The sequence below is a fragment of the Bacillus sp. R86525 genome, from assembly GCF_042466195.1.
In the GTDB taxonomy this organism is placed as follows: Bacteria; Bacillota; Bacilli; order Bacillales; family Bacillaceae_G; genus Bacillus_A; species Bacillus_A nitratireducens.
The window spans coordinates 2,527,273-2,544,197 of sequence record NZ_JAXHPX010000007.1 but is presented as its reverse complement, the minus strand read 5'-3'; the positions used below and the strand labels follow the sequence as shown (position 1 = coordinate 2,544,197).

Genomic DNA, 16,925 nt, shown 5'->3' with positions numbered 1-16,925 from the left:
ACTTTATATATGTATGTACGATATATTCTACATTATTTTTTTTGTTTTTCTATATTTATTTTTTAAATACGGTATGTGAAATTTTTATTGATGTTCTTTAAAACAAAAAACATTCTCTTCCTTATTTTTCACACGGTAGCTCATTGACACTCTGTATACAATACTCCACTAGCGCATTCAACGGATTTATTATGTTCCTTCCTATTATATTTTCTACCCTTGTAGCAGCGTCTACCATCGATAATTGTGCAACTAAAAACACTTCATTTCTATCTTTCATAATTTCGTATAAATACTTTTCTAATTTAGCATCATGCTCTTCTTTACGCCCTTGCATAATTAACTCAAATATCCCTTCTATCACTTCTACTTTTACTTGTATGGGTTTATTATTCTGCTGAGCGTATAGTCTTAAACGTTCCATCGTTCCTGAAACAGTACGGTTATTTGTAAATAGTATGGTCTGTGGCTCTTCAACCAGACAAATCATTTCAAAGAATGGCTCATCAATTTTCAATATAGGTATGTCTATTTTGAAATTCTCATCTAATAACGTGATATAATCTGTACAAGTTATTAAAAGTGTATCTACATCACTTTCAGCTATATACTTTATAATATCTTTTAAATTATTTCGTGCTTGTTCTCGTTCTATTTTTAGTCTGTGTGATAAGATTGAATCTACAAAATGGAGTATTTCTATTTCAAAAGATTGCAACACTCGGTCAATGTATTCAATATTTGAATGATGAGCATGTAAACAAGCTAATTTTTTCATCCTTATCCTCCCTTTCTAAAACAAAAAACGTGAATGAACCATTTTACATGCAGTTCCATTCATTTAATTCTTGTTTCATTTTTTCAAACCTGCAAAACAGTGAAATCTTACATACTTTTTAACAAAATTTTTTGCGCTTGTAAAAAAGTTTTTTTGCATTTCCCCCTCTAAAATTGCTAATATAGTAGAGTAGAACTTTTATAGAGAGTAGGAAAATTATGCACAATGGAATTCGGATGACAACTTTAGTGAAAAGGGCTCTGTTGATTTGCGCTGGGGTATTATTTACATACGAAGCTGCTTACGGATCAACACATATCGCTCTAGCAAGTACAGAGGATGAAGCTAAATCTGTTCAACTTGTAAGTGAAATTCAAACATCCCTAGCACCAAAAGAAGCTCCAAAACACTATAATGGGCAGGTTAGAAAAGTTGCTTACTTAACATTTGATGATGGTCCTGGAAAATACACAGCTGAGCTTTTAGATATGTTAAAAAGTGAAAATGCAAAAGCAACATTCTTCCTAATTGGTTCAAACGTGAAAGCTTTCCCTGATCTTGTAAAACGTGAAAATGCTGAAGGCCACTATGTTGGGATGCACAGTATGACTCATAACTACAAGAAGCTGTACACAGAAGGTCATTACGTTGATGAAATGAAAGAAGACCAAGGCTTAATCGCTGGTGTTCTAGGAAAATCACCAGTATTAACACGCCCTGCTTACGGCTCAATGCCAGGCTTAAATGAAGCCCTTCGCAACAAAGTTGTCGAAAATGGTTTAAAAGTTTGGGACTGGACAATTGATTCATTAGACTGGAAATACAACAAAATGCCAGTAGACGCTGCATCTGCTAAAATCGTAGAAAACGTTCTACATGGTGCTACAAACCCAACAGAAGTTATTCTAATGCATGATATTCATCCACAATCAGTTAAAGCAGTACCTGGTATTATTAAAGGGCTGAAAGAAAGAGGATATGAATTAGAAGCCTATAATGAGAACGAACACTTCCCATTAAACTTCTGGCATGATAATCGTATGTAATAAAAAGACTTGATTTCCTCTAGTAGGTTATCAAGTCTTTTTTATTATCGTTTTGGAAATTTCCTTTGTTGCTCTTCAATAGAACGAATAATATTCTCCCTATCACCTTGAGTGATACCGATAGAAAATTCGTACTCTTCTTCCTTACACCATGCGGGTTTAAGTTCCAGTGATAAGCGAATAACAATATGAAACTTCCCTTCTTTTTCTCCCATAAATTCAAACGCTAAATTTGGTTCTATGAAATCTAGTTCATTATATGTAGGGTTTGGTAAAAATTCAAACCATTTTACCATGTACTGTAAGTCGTATGTTTGTAAAAAAGGATCCATTGTTTCAAAAACTTTATTTTCTTCTGATAGGTTCGCCTTTACTCTTAACCAATTTCTATCACACTCGTCTATTGCATCTTTATATTGGTAATTTACAACCTCTAAATGTAATGATATTTTTTCATTTTGAAAATTCATGCATAAACTCCTTTTATTTTATCCTATTTTAAAAATATGCTTTTCTGTTTCAATATTGATCCTCAAGGAAAATCAAAAGATTTTACAAACAATCATAACACATTTTTTTCAAACCAATCCCTATTTCCTTTATTCAAATCCCCTCACTTTCTTACACTTTAATATTTAAATAAAAAGACTTGAATTCATAATTAGAATTCAAGTCTTTTTATGCTCTATTATTTAGAAAACATTCCCTAGCAATTTCGCAATTTCACTAATTAAAATACCAACAACAGCAAAGTCGGAATCACCGAATGTTGTATTTTCAAATCCTAATCCACCTAATATAGGTAGTAATATAGCTGGTAGGAATGAGATCAATAATCCATTTACAAAAGCTCCAAGTATTGCTCCTCGTCTTCCTCCAGTTGCATTTCCAAATACAGCAGCTGTTGCCCCTGTGAAGAAATGAGGAATTAATCCTGGCACTATTACACTTAATCCGATAAACGGAAGAATAAACATAGATAGTAATCCAGCAATAAAACTTGTTAAAAAGCCAATAATAACTGCATTTGGCGCGAATGGGAAGATTGTTGGACAATCTAATGCTGGTTTGGCATTTGGTACAAGTTTATCTGCTATCCCTTTAAATGCAGGGACAATTTCTGCAATCAACATACGGACACCAGCTAGAATAATATATACACCCGCAGCGAATGTAATTGCTTGCTTGCATGAATGAATACACGAGATAATTTTGTCCGTTACTTAATTCTGTTTCGATAAAGTTTTTCCCAGCAAATGGTGCAACAATAAAGAATAACACAGCCATTGTTAATGACATAGAAACTGATGTATCACGTAAAAACCCTAATGACTTCGGTACTTTAATTTGTTCTGTAGATTTTTCCTTATTTCCAAATTTACTACCAACAAATCCTGCTGCTAAATACCCAACTGAACCGAAATGGCCAATTGCGATATCATCCATTCCCGTAATTTTTCTAACATACGGTTGAAGTAGAGCTGGAAAAATGACCATAAGTAATCCTAAAATAATAGACCCACTAATAACTAGTGAAGCGCCTTTCATCCCTGTAGTTGAAAATACAGCTGAAATTAAACATGCCATGAATAAGGTATGATGACCAGTTAAAAATACATATTTAAATCTTGTAAATCGTGCAATTAGTAAATTAGCAATCATCCCAAATACCATAATTAATGCCGTTTCTGTTCCTAAAGTTTGCTGTGCTATCGCAACAACAGCTTCGTTATTTGGAATAATCCCTTTAATATGAAATGCTTTATCAAATATTTTACCAAAAACATCTAAAGCCCCTATTAATATAGTGGCTCCGCCTCCTAAAACGACGAAGCCCATAATTGTTTTTAATGTTCCTGAAACTGTATCTGCAAAATTCTTTTTTTGCAATAGTAAACCACACATAGCAAACAATCCAACTAATATTGCAGGCTGTCCCAAAATATCTTTCATTATTAAATCAAACATAGCACTACTCCCCTTTCACCGTTTCTACATCAGGTGTTTTTGTAATGCTTCTTTAATTTCATTTAAATCTAGAATGTTTGTTAATCCAGCAACTGTGCGAGTACCATCTTCAAGGTTGCAAATGATATCTTTCGCACCTAAATATAGATCTGCTTGTTCTGATTTACTTGATGCTAAATCCGTATGTGAAACTTCAGCTTGCATACCAAGTTCAGTTAATATTTTCTTTACATTCATTTCTATAATAAAACTACTTCCTAATCCATTTCCACATACAACTAATACTTTTTTCATTTCAATCTCCCCTTTAATTAGAATATTTAGCTATCATTTCTAGCATTTTATCTTTTGAATTTGAATGCATTAACATTTCTATGTTCGTTGGTTCAGATAACATCTCACTTAATTGTGCCAATGCCTTCAAATGTGTCTCGTTATCTATAGCTGCTAATACAATAATTAAATTTACAGCATGCTCTTGTTTTTCTGAAAATAACACACCCTCTTTTAGTTGTAATAAACTCATCCCTAATTTTTTGACACCTGCTTCTGGACGAGCATGAGGTATAGCGATTTTAGGTGCAATTACAATATACGGGCCTAACTTCTTTACATTCGCAATCATTTCAGAAATATATTCTTCAGAAATATGTCCACTTTGTAATAGAGGTTCCGACGCAACACGAATTGCTTCCTCCCACGTCTCAACGTGATTCTCAAGCTCTATAAATTCTCTAGTTAATAGCTCATTTAACATAGGCTTATATCTCTCCTCCATATCAATATGTACCGGACCACTCATAAACTCTCTCAATTCATTTTTCAAAGATTTTTCATCTAAAATGTCTGTGTATTTTTGGATAATACCCATCATCATATCAACTGAATCATTTTGATTTTCGCCATATAAAGCTACATTGACTTTTCGTAGTAACGATGCTTTTTCGGAATCGGTCAAAATTGGATTTACCATAAAGATAGGAATTTTCCCCTTCTCCAGTTCAGTTGTAGTAATAATACAATCTACATCAAATGTATTTGATTCATATTCCCGCTTTGAAATGGCTTTTAAAATATCTACACTTGAAAACACTTGCTCTAATTGGTACTGCAACATACGTGATGTACCAATACCATTTGGACAAACAAGTAGCGCGGTTTTTCTTGGGATGGGAACGATTCCCTCTTTCCTCATCCAAGCACCAAAGTGCATAGTAATATATGCCATTTCATCATCTGAAACTATTTTTCCAACATATTCTTCAAAATGATGAATTACTTTTTTTGTAAGAGTATATACTTCTTCATAATTTTTCTGGATTGTATAAAGTAATGGATTTTCTATTTCAATCCCGTACTTTACACGATAATATGCCGGTTTCATATGCAGATATAGGTCTGAAGCAAGTCCTTTAAAATCTTGAAATATAACACAAGCATAATGTTGAAAATCCTTTATCATATATCCGACCATTGAATGTATTCCATCAATCTCACTTTTTTCAAAGTCTTTTTGTTGAGCATTTACTTTTGCTCCTAACAAATGAGTCGTAATATAATAAATTTCATCTATTGGAAAATTCACGAAAAATACTCTTTCAAACTGTTTTGCAATATATTTTGCTGCTTCAAATTGTTTTGTTTCTCTTAGTACATCCTTTTCAGCATCTTCCATCTCAACACATTTTCCATTTACAATACGATTGCGGAATAAATACATGTAAACGCTTAAACTTTCAAGTACCTCATCTGTGTACTGGACCCCTAAAAGCTCTTCACAATTTGATAAAATATTTTTTATTATAAGAAGTTCCTCGTGATCTTTATTACCTTTTACATTTTTATTATCATTCATAATATATTTCACATGCGATATTAAATATTCCCATCCATGCTTTGAAATTATTTGTGAAAGATTTAAGATTAATATATTTCGTTTTCCATGTTCATTCCCTATAATATTGTAGCCATGTTTACGATTAAAGTTTAATGCGAGCTTAAACTTCACTAACTCTGCTTTTATTTTTTTTAAGTCAGCAAGAGCAGTATTACGACTGACTTGCACAAGTTCTATTAAGTCTTCTAATAGAATTCTTTTCTCCATTGTTAGTAAATAAAGAACCATCAATATTTTTCGTTCTTGTGGAGAATATTCATATTGGCTTGTTGTAAATCCATTTAACTTTTTTATCACTCTTTGCTTCGTTTCATTATCAAAACAGTAGCCTAAAGGGCGAATATATTCATATGAATTTAAATCCTCTGCAACTAACCAATCTTCTATTTTCTTCATATCATAATAAATTGTTCGCTTTGAAACTTGTATGACTTCCATTAATTGAGATACAGAAACATAGCTATCCGCTTGAATAATTTGTTGTAAAATACTTATACTTCGATTATCTAATATCATATATGATATACACCCTTTCTATACTTGTTCTTAAGTAGAATTGCAAGTATAGATACTAACTTTGCAAAATTAGAATTTGAAATCGCTTTCTATTAATATCTTATCTTGTATCTCTTCTAAAATTAAGTCCAAATTCTTGTTTATGCACAGTGCAATGATTGTACTTGTACTTTTATTTTTAAATTTCATTACATACATACGGTATACGAAATTACACAATACATATCTTTATTTTAAAGACAATTTGTCAGCCTAAGTGCGACAGTTTCTCTTGAAACGCTTCATGGGCAGATTTCCACGTAAGTAAGTGGTGTAGTAACTTCTACTTTACACGAAGCGAGATGGACTTTTTTGCTTTTTTCTTTAGGTGTCACACTTAATAATACAATGTAGCAATATATAAAATATTTTTAACTTATTACCCTTTATACATAAAATAAATTTGATTTGCAATATAATCTGAACTAAAGTGAAGTCCATTCCTTATCCACCACATGATGATACCTACTAATGAAGCTGTTTTAATATCAACTGCAACATAATCATCCGGTAAATCCTTTTTCGTATTCTCTCTTCTCGTTTCTATTAATTGCTTTAAAAATAAAAATAATTGCTCCTCAAATTGATTCATTTTAAATAAGATAAATAAATAATTTCGGTGTTTATATAAATAATCAAGCAATTGTATTAGCTTTTGTTTTTCTGATAAATCTTTTGCATGTATTAAATCAACAATTTTATTAGAAAGCTCATTTAAAATCTCGTTAGTGATTTGTTCTAATAAATCTTGAATATCTTGATAATGTAAGTAAAAGGTTGTTCGATTTAATCCTGCCTTTGTTGCTACTTTTTGAACCGTTAAGCTTGAAATACTAGGATTCTCACATAGGAGAGAAAAAACAGCATTTTTAAACATTTCTCTTGAACGAACTGTACGAGGATCTTCTTTTTTAGGTGTAGACATTTTGAAACTCCTTTATAGATTTTCTCTTTACTTACTCGACAGTGCACATCTACTATGTCGAGTAGTGAACATTTTCAACAAAACTGTTCATGGTCAAAGAAAATTTATTTTGTTACCATTAATTTTATCGACACAGTGTTGATAAATCAAGAAAACAATAAAGGAGTTAACCGATGCAAAAGGAAATATCAGAAAGAAATAAAAAAATTATATTAGTTGTGCTCATTGCCGGCTGTTTTCTATCAACATTAAATCAAACGCTATTAAATGTGGCAATGAGTAATTTAATGGAGGTATTTGATGTTACGGCTGCAACAATTCAATGGCTATCGACAGGATTTATGCTCATAAATGGTGTTCTCGTGCCAATAACTGCATTTTTAATGAAACGATTTACAACTAGGCAGCTATTTATTAGCTCAATGCTCTCTTTGTTTATTGGGACTGTTCTGTGTGCATGCGCCATGAATTTTGGCATTCTGTTAACTGGAAGAATGATTCAAGCAGTTGGGGCAGGAATTATAATGCCGCTAATGATGACAGTTATTTTATATTTATACCCTAGTGAAAAGCGTGGCAGTATTATGGGAACCATCGGTTTCGCCATAATTTTTGCGCCAGCCATCGCTCCAACATTATCTGGATTTATCATTGAATATGTATCATGGAGATGGCTATTTATTGGATTAGCTCCATTCGTATGCATTGTTATTATTCTTGCACTTAAATATTTGATGAATGTTGCAGATACAGCAAAAGCAAAATTGGACATCGTAAGTGTCATTTTATCAACGATTGGCTTTGGTTGTATTATATTCGGATTTAGTAGTGCAGGAAGCAAAGGATGGGATCATCCAGTTGTTATTACTACAATTATCATCGGAATAATCGTTACAACTCTATTCTGTTTACGTCAAATAAAGTCTAGCGATCCACTATTAAATTTATCCGTATTTAAATATAAAATTTTCACTCTTACATCAGTCATTAACGTACTCATTACGATGATTATGTATGCAGATTTAATTCTTTTACCGATTTACTTGCAAAACGGACGAGGTTTTACTGCATTTGAATCAGGTTTACTTCTATTACCTGGAGCTGTGATTAATGCCTTCTTATCACCTATCACAGGGAAAATGTTTGATAAATACGGAGCAAAGCCACTCTTTATTACAGGCTTAATATGTATCATTATTTCGATGTGGGGTGTAATTGATTTGACCGAATCCACAACTTATATGTATTTAATGGTTCGTACCATTATTCTACGAATTGGATTAAGTTTCATTTCGATGCCTTTAAATACAGCAGGCTTAAATGCTTTACCAAGAGAACTGGGTTCACATGGTTCAGCAGTAAATAACACCATTCGCCAATTAGCAGGTGCTATTGGAACAGCAGTTATCATCACGGTGTATACAATTCAATCCACTTCATATACTTCACATTTATCTAGCGGGAACGAAAGCATATCAGCTATGCAAGTAACAAAATTATCTTCTATCTTCAGCTCAAGTGATGCCTACGTATTTATGCTAGTCTTATCTTTTGTAGCTTTAATAATTGCATGTTTTATGCCTAAAAAAGTAGCACTCCAAAAATCCGGAAATAACTCTTAAAATAAAAAATCCTACTCGTATTCCATACGAGTAGGATTTTTTATTATTTATTTCGTTGCCCCGTCTTCAGTCGTCTTTACCTTCGTTTTATTTTTATCACGATGGTTATAGTTGTACTTAGAACGATCTACTGGAGTGAAGCCTTCTGGTGTGTAGAATCGTAATAAGTCACCGTTAACAACTTGATCGGAGTATTTTAGTGATTTTTGAACCATTTGTTCATTTTGTTTTATTTCATCTGTAAATTCTACAGGTTTCCCAGTCGCTGTATCATAGTATTTGCCGTTAAGTGCAGTAACTGTTGGGCTTACGTAGTTACCGTTACGGAACGGAACGACTTGTTTATGCTCTGGTGATAATAAATCTGATCCGAATTGGACATAATTTTTCGTATCTGTACCTAGTAAGTGTAATAACGTTGGAAGAACGTCAATTTCTCCGCCGTATTGATGTTGTACGCCGCCTTCCATTCCTGGTACGCGAATGATTAAAGGTACACGTTGTAATTGAGCATTTTCAAATGAGTTCATTTCTTTACCCATTATTTGAGACATTGCTGCGCTATGATTATCTGATATACCGTAATGGTCACCGTACATAACGATAATTGAGTTATCGTATAAACCAGATTGTTTCAAGTAATCAATGAATCCTTTCACAGACTCATCTAAATAGCGTGCTGTTTGGAAGTACGTATCTACTGATGAATCACCTGTTTTAGCTGGTTCAATCGTTGCTTCCGCTTTATCAATAGGATAAGGGAAATGGTTCGATAACGTAATGAACTTCGTATAGAACGGTTGTTTCAACGTTTGTAATAACGGAATCGATTCATTAAAGAACGGTTTATCTTTTAAGCCATAGTTTACTACATCTTTTTCGTTCATATCATAGTATGACGCATCAAAGAATTTATTAAAACCAAATGATTTATAAATTTCATCACGGTTCCAGAATGTTTTGTAGTTACCGTGGAACACTGCTGATGTATATCCTTGTTGACCTAAAATAGCTGGTGCTGATTGATATGTGTTATTAGCTTTATTTGTAAAAACAGATCCTTGCGGTAATCCAAACATTGAGTTCTCTAACATGAACTCAGCATCAGATGTTTTACCCTGTCCTGTTTGATGGAAGAAGTTATCAAAGTATAACGTATTCGCATCTTTTGTAAATGAGTTTAAGAACGGTGTAACTTCTTGGCCATTTAATTTGTAATTTAGTAAAAAGTTTTGGAATGACTCTAAATGAATATAAATTACGTTCATTCCTTTTCCTTTACCAAAATACTCAGGATTTGGACTTGCATACGTTGATGAAAGATAGTTTCTAACTTCTGTCATATTATCTCCATCAGCTAATGCTCTTTCGGTTGATGCTTTCGCACTTTGAATACCGTCATAAATCGTAAAGTTGTACGCCCCTAAATATTTCACGATATAATTGCGGTCAAACGTTCTAGTTAACAATTCAGGACGGTCAGATTCTGCAAGACCTAAGTTAACGCTAAAGAATAAAATACCTGCTACGAATACTAGAGATAATTTATGTTTCGCAACACGGATTGGTTTAGGATTTACAAATTTCGTTGCGACTAAAACAATTAGAATGATCGTATCTAAGAAATATAGTGGATCATATAAGTGTAGCAATGCAAAAATACTACCACCTAAATCCCCAAAGTTATTCGTTTGTGTTAATGTCGGGAACGTAATAAAGTCGCTGAAAAAACGATAATATACTACGTTTGCGTATAAAAGTATAGACATTAACAAATTAATAATAATTAACCAAATATAAGCTCGTTTCCCCTTTGCAAATAATGCTAGACCTAAAAATAGAACTGCTGAGCTTAACGGGTTGAAAAACAGTAAGAATTTTTGGATTGTGTTCGATATCCCTAAATTAAATTCTGTCACATATGCTGCATATGTTTTTAACCAAAGTAAAATAACGGCAAATACGAAAAATCCAAAATGATTACTTAATACTCGTTTACTCTTTAATAAAAATTGTTGCATCTCTCCACCTCTTTTGATCATCCAAGGCTTATTTTGTATAAGTCTGTTTCTCTATTCAATTTTTCTTCTTCAAATAGATTTTATTTGTTTAACTATATGAAGAATATTAGTAATTATAATTTGTAACTTTTATTTATTCAACTATTTCTTTCTAAACATTTTGACCTTGGTTTCTATTTAACAAAATAAATTTGTAACATTTCCTGTTTTCTCCCAAGGCTCATCCACTAATTATGACTCCACATACTATAAACCTTTATTCACTGCTTCGCAAATAAATATGTCTCCAGTTCTGGAACATTAATGTAATATAATGAAATTCACAATAGATAGCATTTGTTTCTTTCGGTGTATATTAAATCTCTTCATGTATTTCAAGTTTATTCATACTTCAGCCATTCCTCTATATGTAACATCAAAATCTCTTTCCTTCTCTAAAGTTATTTTTGAATAATTATTCATAATTCATAAAATCAAAGATTATAAAAAACCCTCGCTCTCATAACGAGAGCGAGGGTTTTCATCATTTATTATTGACCTTTGTACATTGCATCTACTTGTTTTTGAAGTTCTTCATTTTCTAAGAACTCATCGTAAGTAGCCTCTTTATCGATTACACCGTTTGGCGTTACTTCGATAATGCGGTTTGCAATTGTTTGTACGAACTGATGGTCATGAGATGTGAATAACATTGTACCTTTAAATGCAATTAAACCGTTGTTTAATGCAGTGATAGACTCAAGATCTAAATGGTTCGTTGGATCGTCAAGTGTGATTACGTTCGCACCACTTAACATCATTTTAGATAGCATACAACGAACTTTTTCGCCTCCAGATAATACAGAAACGTTCTTCTTAACTTCTTCACCTGAGAATAACATACGGCCTAAGAAACCACGTAAGAAGCTTTCTGACTCATCTTGTGGAGAGAATTGGCGTAACCAATCAACTAAGTTGGAGTCACTGTTCTCAAAGTATTTAGAGTTATCTCTTGGGAAGTAAGATTGAGATGTTGTAACGCCCCATTTAAATGAACCGCTATCTGGCTCCATTTCACCCATAAGGATTTTAAATAATGTTGTCATCGCAATATCGTTACGACCGATAAATGCAACTTTATCACCTTTATTTAAAGTGAAGTACACATTATCTAACACTTTTTCACCATCAATTGTTTTAGAAAGACCTTCAACAGTTAACAAGTCATTTCCTATTTCTCGCTCAGGTGTAAAGCCAACGAATGGATAACGACGTGATGATGGTCTAATATCATCTAATGTAATTTTATCTAATAATTTTTTACGAGAAGTTGCTTGTTTCGCTTTAGATGCGTTTGAGCTAAAGCGTGCAATGAAGTTTTGTAACTCTTTTACTTTCTCTTCTTTTTTCTTATTAGCATCTTGTGTTAATTTTAAAGCTAATTGGCTTGACTCATACCAGAAGTCATAGTTACCAACATAAAGTTGAATTTTACCGAAATCAAGATCAGCCATGTGCGTACAAACTTTATTTAAGAAGTGACGGTCATGGGATACAACGATTACTGTATTTTCAAAGTTCATTAAGAAGTTTTCTAACCATTGAATCGCTTTTAAGTCCAAGTGGTTGGTAGGCTCATCTAGTAATAGAATGTCAGGTTTACCAAATAATGCTTGAGCAAGTAATACTTTTACTTTCTCTGCCCCAGTTAATTCTGACAATTTCTTATCATGAACGTCTTCACCAATACCTAAACCTTTAAGAAGGATTGCAGCTTCTGATTCTGCTTCCCAACCGTTAAGCTCAGCGAACTCACCTTCAAGTTCAGCAGCACGCATACCATCTTCATCACTAAAGTCTTCTTTCATGTAAATGGCATTTTTCTCTTGCATTACTTTATAAAGTTGCGTGTGACCCATAATTACTGTTTCTAATACTGGGAACTCTTCATATTCGAAGTGGTTCTGTTTTAATACTGCTAGACGCTCACCTGGCGTAATATGTATATCACCTGTTGATTGTTCGATTTCTCCAGATAAAATCTTTAGAAATGTTGATTTACCCGCACCGTTTGCTCCGATTAAACCGTAGCAGTTACCTGGCGTGAATTTTATGTTAACATCTTCAAACAATTTGCGATCCGCGAAACGCAAACTAACGTTACTTACTGTAATCATTTGTGTCCTCCTACTAATACCGCTTATTTTAGCGTTTTCTCACCGATTGTCTTAAAAACCGCAAATTACGATTCACTTATTGTAGACTATAGCTATTATATAGTAGAAGATGGATGAATAGCAACGATTGATTGCTATTCATCTCTTTTCATCCATGAATAAAATCCTTATTTTTAACGAAACAAGATTGTACAGAAATAAAATAAACTTTAAGAAGGATTTTTTTGAAGAAAACATTAATAATTGGTGCGTTATGTATATCTTTAGCTACTTTAACTGCCTGCGGTGGTAATAACAATGCAAAAACACCTACTGAATCAAAACAAGAAAAAAAAGAAACAAAATTAACAGTAAATTCAATTATCTCTGAATTTAAGAGTGCTGGTCTACAAGCAGAAAATCCAACTGGACTTCCAGAAAAAGAATTTGGTAATCTTCGAAAAGAAGGAAAACGTATTATCGTACCTGCGCTCAGTGAAGATAAAGGCGGTAGATTATTCGAAATTACAAAGAAAGACGACTTAGAACAAGTTAAGAAATATTACGATGAATTAGGAAACTCATCTCCTCTGTTCTTCTCTCATACATACGAAAAAGGTAACGTCCTTTTACAGATGAATGGCGATATGAAAGACGAAGAATTTGCAAAATATAAAGATGTGCTGGACAAGTTTATTAAATAAAGAATCCCCCTCTTTAAAGGGGGATTCTTTTATTTTCTATTACTTAATTTCTTCGTATAATTCTTCATTTTACTCTTTAACCCTATTAATGCAGGTAACAATATTGGCATCACAATGATAGCTAATAGTAACAGTGCAACACCAACAACGGATGCTACTTGTATAAGTGTCAATACACCTGAAGGGATTAATGCAGCAAATGTTCCGCCTAAAATAAATGCTGCTGATAATACGACTCCTCCTATGTGACGAGATGCATTTACGATTTTCGTTACTGAATCCCCTTCTAGCTCATTGTATCGCATCATTACAAAAATACTATAATCCACTCCTAAAGCGACAATCATAATAAAGCTAAAGAATGGAACATTCCAGCTTAATGACCCTACGTTTAATAAGTGTGCACTAATTTGTTCACTAATACCAAGTGATGCAAAGTACGCTAATATTAATGATCCAATAATAAAGATTGAGTTTAAGAATGAACGAGTAATTACGATTAATACAATCGCAATTCCAATTAACATAATTGTAGCAGTACGTAAGAAATCCTGCCCGGTTACTTCTTTTAAATCAACGTTTCTAGCTGTTGTCCCGCCGATCGCTTTTTTTGCTGATTTTAATTCTGTACCATTTAACGTACCGTCTATCGTTTTATTAATTTCTTGAATGATTGGCATCGCTTCTTTTGAATACGGATTTACGTCTAAAATGATTGTCATTTTAGCAGTCTTTCTATCATGTGACATGTACGTATTCAATGATTTTTGGAAATCTTCTCCCTCTAAAACTTCTTTTGGAATATAAAATTTCTCAGAGCTTTTTGATTCATTAAGTTCGCCTAAATATTTCTGAGCATCCCCTAGACCGTTACTTACTTTTCCAAGGCCTTCTGTACTTTTAGATAAGCCTGATTGTAATTGCCCCATCTGTTCTTGTAGGTCCTTCAGTCCAGTTAATAACTGTCCTTGCCCATCGTTTATTTTCGTTAATCCGGATTGTAACTCAGCTGATTTGTTCGCAATTTGTTTTGAACCTGTAGCCCCTTCGTTTAATCCGTTTTTCAGTCCAGTAGTTCCTTTTTGTAACTCATTAACACCATTATTCATTTCTTTTAAACCATTATCGACTTTCAATAACGATTGATTCGCTTCTTTAAATGAATTCATCGCTGCTTTATGCTGCACCGCCAATTGATTTAATTCTTTTGAAAGTATATTTAATTGTTTTTGAGCCTCCTTAGCAATTCCTAACGTTTGCTGTATGTTCGGATCATTTGCTAATTCTGGTTTCGTTTGAATGAAATTAGTCATTAACATTTCAATTTGTTCATAACCTTTTTTCGCGCCATCAATCGCTTGAGAAATACTTCCGAAATATTGATCGTAAGAACTTAAACCTTTTTCTAACTGTGCATAACCAGCATGAAGCTGTGAAGTTGCATTTGATAATACACTTATATTTTCGTTTACTGAAGCTAAACCACTCTCGATTTTCTGCGCTCCTTTTGCACCGTCGTTTATGCCATTCGATAATTGATTTAAAGCAGTTCCTAATGCTGATACACCGTTTTTCGCCTCGTTCGTTCCATCAATTAACTTTTGAACATTTGCGAGACTATTTGAATCATTACTACCCATTTTATCTTTCGCATCCGTTAATCCATCATTGATTTCTTTTATGCCACCATTGGCATCTCCTAATCCTGTATTCAGTTCTCCCGCTTGTTTATTTATATATAATTCTTTTATCTTATCACCGGTTGGACGCGTCGGTGAATATACCTCTGAAACTCCTTTAACTTTCGAAATTTTATCAGTTAGTTCATCTAAAGTTTGTAGAGAAGTCGCCTCATCTAACTTGTTGTTCGATTGAATGACTAACGTACTTGGTGAAGAAAAACCAGGCGGAAAATGATCTTCTATTACGTTAATCCCCATCTTTGATTCATACTTATTATCTACTTCAAATAAATCATTGTAATTAAGTATGTTAGAGTATTTTAATACGAAAGGAATCGATATCACGAATACAATAATTAAAGCGACAAATGGCCTTGCTACTGAATTTTTCGCAAGAAACCCCCATAAGCGACTATCCTCATGACCTTTAAATGTTTTAACTGGATAAAACATTCCTTTTCCCAAAAGCACCATGAAAAATGGATTTAAAGTAGTTAATACGAGTAGTAATACTGCAACACCAATTGCTACTGCTGAAGTAGATTGATATAATTTAAAACTTGCTAAAGCAAGAGATGAAAAGCCAATTAGTACTGCTATCCCGCTATATAAAACGGTTTTACCTGCCGATTTAAACGTTTCTTTCGTAGCCAAAAATGCATTTTCTTGTTTACTTAATTCTTCTTTAAACCTTGTATATAATAAAATGTTATAGTCTGTTCCCACTCCAAACAGGACGACTACTACAAACACTTGTGTAAAGTTTGAAAACGGAAAATTAAATTGATCTACAAGATGGGCAATAATCCCCATTGAAATTAAATACGAAACACCAACTGTAAGAAGAGAAATAATCGGAACAACTGGTGAACGGAATACAATGATTAATACTACAAGTATGAAAATGATCGAAATAACTTCTGTCTTTTTCACGCCCTCTTGAGAGGATTTAAGAAAATCATCCGCTATTAAATCACTTCCTGTTAAGTACGTTGTAACTCCTTTCGTTTGTACTTTTTTATGGAGATTATTTGCAACTTTTGATACTTCACCATGCTTTTTATCTACCGATATTTGCGTTAAAACAGTCGTATTATCTTTGGAAATTAATTGTTTTTCCAGGTCTTTATTATCTAAATGTGAAACTACTTCCTTAATTCCTAATTGCTCTTTTTCATTTTGGAGGGCGTTGATCGTTTTTGTTATTTCCTCTTTCTGTTCATTCGTTAATGCGTTTTTATCTCCACTATTAAAGACGGCTATAATTTCATACTTTTCAGCCCCTTCTTTATCCATTTCTTTTATCATCTTGTCAGCAATACTGCTTTGTTCTGTACTAGGGATTGTGATTTGCCCTTTTTCCTTCACTAGTTTATCCATATTAGGCATCGTTACGACCATTGTAATAGTAATAACTATCCATAATAGAAAAGATAAACTTCTCCAACTTTTTAGTTTGCTCAAATGAATCATCTCCTGTTATTAGAGTTTCATGTTGCATAGGGAATGAATATTCATTCCCTATTTTTGAAAATATCATTTAGGAATGAACGTTCATTCCTATCATCCTATTAAATTATTTTTCAATTCTA

Annotated in this window: 11 protein-coding genes and 1 pseudogene; 3 read left to right on the top strand and 9 right to left on the bottom strand. The window is 33.0% G+C overall.

All coding sequences use genetic code 11. From position 1 onward, the window contains the following. Nucleotides 1-121 precede the first annotated feature (121 nt). Nucleotides 122-778, bottom strand: a complete 657-nt coding sequence (locus tag SJY24_RS15560; protein ID WP_377865323.1) for an aspartate/glutamate racemase family protein — start codon at nt 776-778, stop codon at nt 122-124. A gap of 218 nt (nt 779-996) precedes the next feature. Here SJY24_RS15560 and SJY24_RS15555 point away from each other — a divergent pair, with 218 nt between their 5' ends. Beyond that, a complete protein-coding gene (locus tag SJY24_RS15555; RefSeq protein ID WP_088009509.1) occupies nt 997-1,824 on the top strand; it encodes a peptidoglycan-N-acetylglucosamine deacetylase in 828 nt (275 codons plus the stop codon). Between the two features lie 44 nt (nt 1,825-1,868). Here SJY24_RS15555 and SJY24_RS15550 read toward each other — a convergent pair whose 3' ends face one another. The 5 genes and pseudogenes from SJY24_RS15550 to SJY24_RS15530 all read right to left on the bottom strand — a co-directional run bounded on the left by SJY24_RS15550 (nt 1,869) and on the right by SJY24_RS15530 (nt 7,169). Next, nucleotides 1,869-2,294, bottom strand: a complete 426-nt coding sequence (locus SJY24_RS15550; protein WP_377865321.1) for a WapI family immunity protein — start codon at nt 2,292-2,294, stop codon at nt 1,869-1,871. A 222-nt stretch (nt 2,295-2,516) separates the two neighbouring features. Then, a pseudogene (locus SJY24_RS15545) lies at nt 2,517-3,792 on the bottom strand (PTS ascorbate transporter subunit IIC). 24 nt (nt 3,793-3,816) lie between these two features. Continuing rightward, the gene (locus tag SJY24_RS15540) at nt 3,817-4,086 is read right to left on the bottom strand and encodes a PTS sugar transporter subunit IIB (protein ID WP_000757313.1); all 270 of its coding nucleotides are present in this window, start codon (nt 4,084-4,086) and stop codon (nt 3,817-3,819) included. 13 nt (nt 4,087-4,099) lie between these two features. Continuing rightward, nucleotides 4,100-6,205, bottom strand: coding sequence for a BglG family transcription antiterminator (locus SJY24_RS15535; RefSeq protein ID WP_377865320.1), 2,106 nt, complete (start codon nt 6,203-6,205; stop codon nt 4,100-4,102). 418 nt (nt 6,206-6,623) lie between these two features. After that, entirely contained in the window at nt 6,624-7,169 is a 546-nt protein-coding gene (locus tag SJY24_RS15530) for a TetR/AcrR family transcriptional regulator (RefSeq protein WP_377865319.1), read from the bottom strand. 173 nt (nt 7,170-7,342) lie between these two features. Here SJY24_RS15530 and SJY24_RS15525 point away from each other — a divergent pair, with 173 nt between their 5' ends. After that, nucleotides 7,343-8,791 (top strand): DHA2 family efflux MFS transporter permease subunit, encoded by a 1,449-nt coding sequence (locus tag SJY24_RS15525; RefSeq protein ID WP_377865317.1) that lies wholly within the window; start codon nt 7,343-7,345, stop codon nt 8,789-8,791. 47 nt (nt 8,792-8,838) lie between these two features. On the opposite strand, the gene ltaS is transcribed toward SJY24_RS15525, so the two are convergent. Together ltaS and SJY24_RS15515 are read right to left on the bottom strand one after the other, a co-directional pair. Next, nucleotides 8,839-10,812 (bottom strand): lipoteichoic acid synthase, encoded by a 1,974-nt coding sequence (gene ltaS / locus SJY24_RS15520; protein WP_377865316.1) that lies wholly within the window; start codon nt 10,810-10,812, stop codon nt 8,839-8,841. A 530-nt stretch (nt 10,813-11,342) separates the two neighbouring features. After that, nucleotides 11,343-12,968, bottom strand: a complete 1,626-nt coding sequence (locus tag SJY24_RS15515; RefSeq protein ID WP_000633871.1) for an ABC-F family ATP-binding cassette domain-containing protein — start codon at nt 12,966-12,968, stop codon at nt 11,343-11,345. 242 nt (nt 12,969-13,210) lie between these two features. Here SJY24_RS15515 and SJY24_RS15510 point away from each other — a divergent pair, with 242 nt between their 5' ends. Then, nucleotides 13,211-13,651: a stress protein gene (locus SJY24_RS15510; RefSeq protein WP_377867260.1), complete on the top strand. Its 441-nt coding sequence runs from the start codon at nt 13,211-13,213 to the stop codon at nt 13,649-13,651. A gap of 29 nt (nt 13,652-13,680) precedes the next feature. On the opposite strand, the gene SJY24_RS15505 is transcribed toward SJY24_RS15510, so the two are convergent. Then, entirely contained in the window at nt 13,681-16,797 is a 3,117-nt protein-coding gene (locus SJY24_RS15505; RefSeq protein WP_377865314.1) for an MMPL family transporter, read from the bottom strand. Nucleotides 16,798-16,925 lie beyond the last annotated feature (128 nt).